Source organism: Mesorhizobium sp. M4A.F.Ca.ET.020.02.1.1 (assembly GCF_004022645.1).
Taxonomy (GTDB): Bacteria; Pseudomonadota; Alphaproteobacteria; order Rhizobiales; family Rhizobiaceae; genus Mesorhizobium.
Genome location: NZ_RZOI01000712.1, coordinates 1 through 3093, shown reverse-complemented (window position 1 = coordinate 3093; position 3093 = coordinate 1). Strand labels below are relative to the sequence as shown.

3 protein-coding genes are annotated in these 3093 nt (G+C 66.6%); 1 reads left to right on the top strand and 2 read right to left on the bottom strand.

Translation table 11 applies throughout. The features are described 5' to 3' along the window. Positions 1-1641 (bottom strand): primosomal protein N' (gene priA, locus EN742_RS29800; protein WP_128333599.1); only part of this gene is annotated, 1641 nt, incomplete at its 3' end. An 89-nt stretch (positions 1642-1730) separates the two neighbouring features. On the opposite strand from priA, the gene fsa reads away from it, so the two are divergent. Beyond that, positions 1731-2387: a fructose-6-phosphate aldolase gene (gene fsa / locus EN742_RS29795; RefSeq protein ID WP_126057598.1), complete on the top strand. Its 657-nt coding sequence runs from the start codon at positions 1731-1733 to the stop codon at positions 2385-2387. A gap of 177 nt (positions 2388-2564) precedes the next feature. On the opposite strand, the gene lptE is transcribed toward fsa, so the two are convergent. Continuing rightward, positions 2565-3093 (bottom strand): LPS assembly lipoprotein LptE (lptE, locus tag EN742_RS29790; RefSeq protein WP_245492427.1); only part of this gene is annotated, 529 nt, incomplete at its 5' end.

The window sequence follows — 3093 nt, the reverse complement described above, 5'->3', positions numbered from 1 at the left end:
ATTGTGGCCCTTGGCGACGAGTTGCGTGCCGATGACGATGTCGGCCTCGCCATTGGCGATGGCTTCCAACTCGAGCCGCAGCCGGCGCACGCCACCCATCAGGTCCGACGACAAGACGATGGTGCGGGCGTCCGGAAAATGCGTCACCACCTCCTCGGCGATGCGCTCGACGCCGGGACCGCAGGCGACGAGATGGTCGAGCGTGCCGCATTCCGGGCAGGACTCCGGCCGCCGCTCATTGTGCCCACAATGGTGGCAGACGAGCTGGCCGCGGAAGCGGTGCTCGACCAGCCAGGCCGAGCAGACCGGACAGCCGAAGCGATGGCCGCACACACGGCAAAGCGTCAGCGGCGCATAGCCGCGCCGGTTGAGGAACAGCAGCGACTGTTCTTTTTTCCCTAGCGTGCGCTCCATTTGCTCGAGCAGGACGGCCGACAGGAAACCGCCGCGCGCCGGCGGCGCCCGTCGCATGTCGATCGACTTCAAGTCGGGCAGCGCCGCCTCGGCAAAGCGCGACGAAAGCACTGCCCGATGATAGCGGCCCTGGCTGGCATTGACCCGGCTTTCGACCGACGGCGTCGCCGAGGCGAGCACGATCGGGAAGCCGCCTATGTGGCCGCGCACCACCGCCATGTCGCGCGCATTGTAGAAGACGCGGTCCTCTTGCTTGTAGGCGGGGTCGTGCTCTTCGTCGACGACGATCAGGCCGAGCTCCGGGAACGGCAGGAACAGCGCCGAGCGCGCCCCGGCAACAACGCGCACGCCGCCTTCCGCCACCTGCCGCCAGACTTTTTCGCGCATTCTCGGCGGCAGGTCCGAGTGCCATTCCGCCGGCTTGGCGCCGAAACGGTCCTGGAAGCGTTCCAGGAAGGCGTGCGTCAGCGCGATTTCCGGCAGCAGGATCAGCACCTGCTTGCCCTGGTCGAGCGCCGCCGCCACCGCCTCGAAATAGACTTCCGTCTTGCCGGATCCGGTGACGCCGTCGAGCAGGGTGACGCCAAAGGCGTTCGCCGCGACGCCGGCGCGCAGCATGGCCGCCGCGTCCTCCTGGTCGGGCATCAGCGTCGGCTGCGCATAGGCCGGATCAGGCGCTGCCACCACCGGCCGCGGCGGGATCATCACCGTCTCGAACACGCCTTGCGCCCGCAAGCCGTCGATGACCGCCGACGATACGCCGGCCGCATGCGCCAGGCCCGAGCGCGTCCAGGCAAGGCCGCCCTCGGCCGTCTCCAGCACGCGCGCCCTCGCCTCGGTCATCCGGTCGGGTCTAGCCAGGGTGAGCTGCAGGCCTTCGATCCAGGGCTCCGGGTCGAAGGCCTCCGGCGCACGCAGCAGCATGCGCGCCACCATGCCCGGGGCCGACAGCGTGTACTGCGCGATCCAGTCGACGAAGCGGCGCATCGCGCGGTCGATCGGCGGGCAATCGAAGACCAGCTCGATCGGCCGCAATTTCCTTGCGTCGACCGTTTCGACGGCGCCGTCCCAGACGATGCCGGCGACCTGGCGGGGGCCCAGCGGCACGCGCACGATCGAGCCCGGCACCACGCGCATGCCGGCCGGCACCGCATAGGTGTAGGGCCGCTCGGCCGGCATCGGCACCAGCACCGGCGCGGCGGCGACAAAGGGCGAATCTTCCATCATGAGGCGTGACCTTGCCCCGACTTTGGTCTAGAGCAAAGGCCGACCCCCAAGCTGCATGTCATGCACATGAAAATCTTCAGGAGACCGCGATGAAATTTTTTGTCGACACCGCCGATATCAAGGAAATCCGCGAGCTGAACGATCTGGGGCTGCTCGATGGCGTCACCACCAATCCCTCGCTGATCCTGAAATCGGGCGGCAAGATTGCCGAGGTCACCAAGCAGATCTGCGACATCGTCGAAGGTCCGGTCTCGGCCGAGGTCGTGGCGACCGAATACCAGCAGATGATGGCCGAGGCGGAGGTACTGGCCAAGATCGCCCCCAATGTCTGCATCAAGGTGCCGCTGACACTCGACGGGCTGAAGGCCTGCAAGACGATCCGCACCGAGATGAAGCGCATGGTCAACGTCACGCTCTGCTTCTCCGCCAACCAGGCGCTGCTCGCCGCCAAGGCCGGCGCCTCCTTCATCTCGCCCTTCGTCGGCCGCATCGACGACACCGGCTCGGACGGCATGGAGCTGATCCAGGAGATCAGGCAGATCTACGACAATTACGACTTCCAGACCGAGATCCTGACCGCCTCGGTGCGCACTGTGAACCACGTCAAGCAGGCGGCGCTGATCGGCGCCGACGTCATCACCGCGCCGCCGGCGACGCTGAAGGCGCTGGTCAGCCATCCGCTGACCGACAAGGGCCTCGCCGCCTTCCTCGCCGACTGGGCCAAGACCGGCCAGAAAATCGGCTGATCTCGTCAGGTAAGAAAAAAGGCCGGGCGACCGGCCTTTTTTGGTGAATGCATACTTGTGCGCTTGGGTGTGTTGAGAGTCAGGTCAAGCCACGCCGAGAACGGTGGTTTCCGAGAGCCAGAGCGGAGCGTACTTGAAGGCAGGCCGGCCTCACCTGAATATCAATACGCCTCAGGCCTACTTGCCGTGCTTGATCAAGTCCTGCGCGACGGCGAGCCTGAGCAGGTCCGCCAGCTCGCGCGCTGCGCGGTTCTCGGCATCGATCTGCGCCCGGTAAGATGCATATTCCTGACGCGGCCGGTCGAAGGATGACGGCACCGAGCGCTTGCCCGTGGCGATGACCGTGCCGGTGGTGTCCCGCAGTACATAATTCGCGGTCAATGTCACCGTGCCGGCCGTCGGTTCGTCCTCGTCGGTCTGGATCTGCACCAGGGCCGCCGATTCGACCAGCTCGGTGACGCCGAGATCGAGCGTATAGGCAGGCGTAGCCGGTTCGCCGGCGCCCTGGCCGAGCGCGAAGATCAGATTATTGCGCACCTGCTGGGCATAGCGGGTCTTGACCGGCTTGACCGAGATCGACGCCAGTTCGGCGGCGGCGCCGACAGTCGAGCCGGCGGTAAGCGGCGCGTTCGAATAGAGCGGCCTGACGGTGCAGGCCGACACCAATGCCAGCGAGGCGACCAGGCCGTACAGCGCGGTGCGGCGG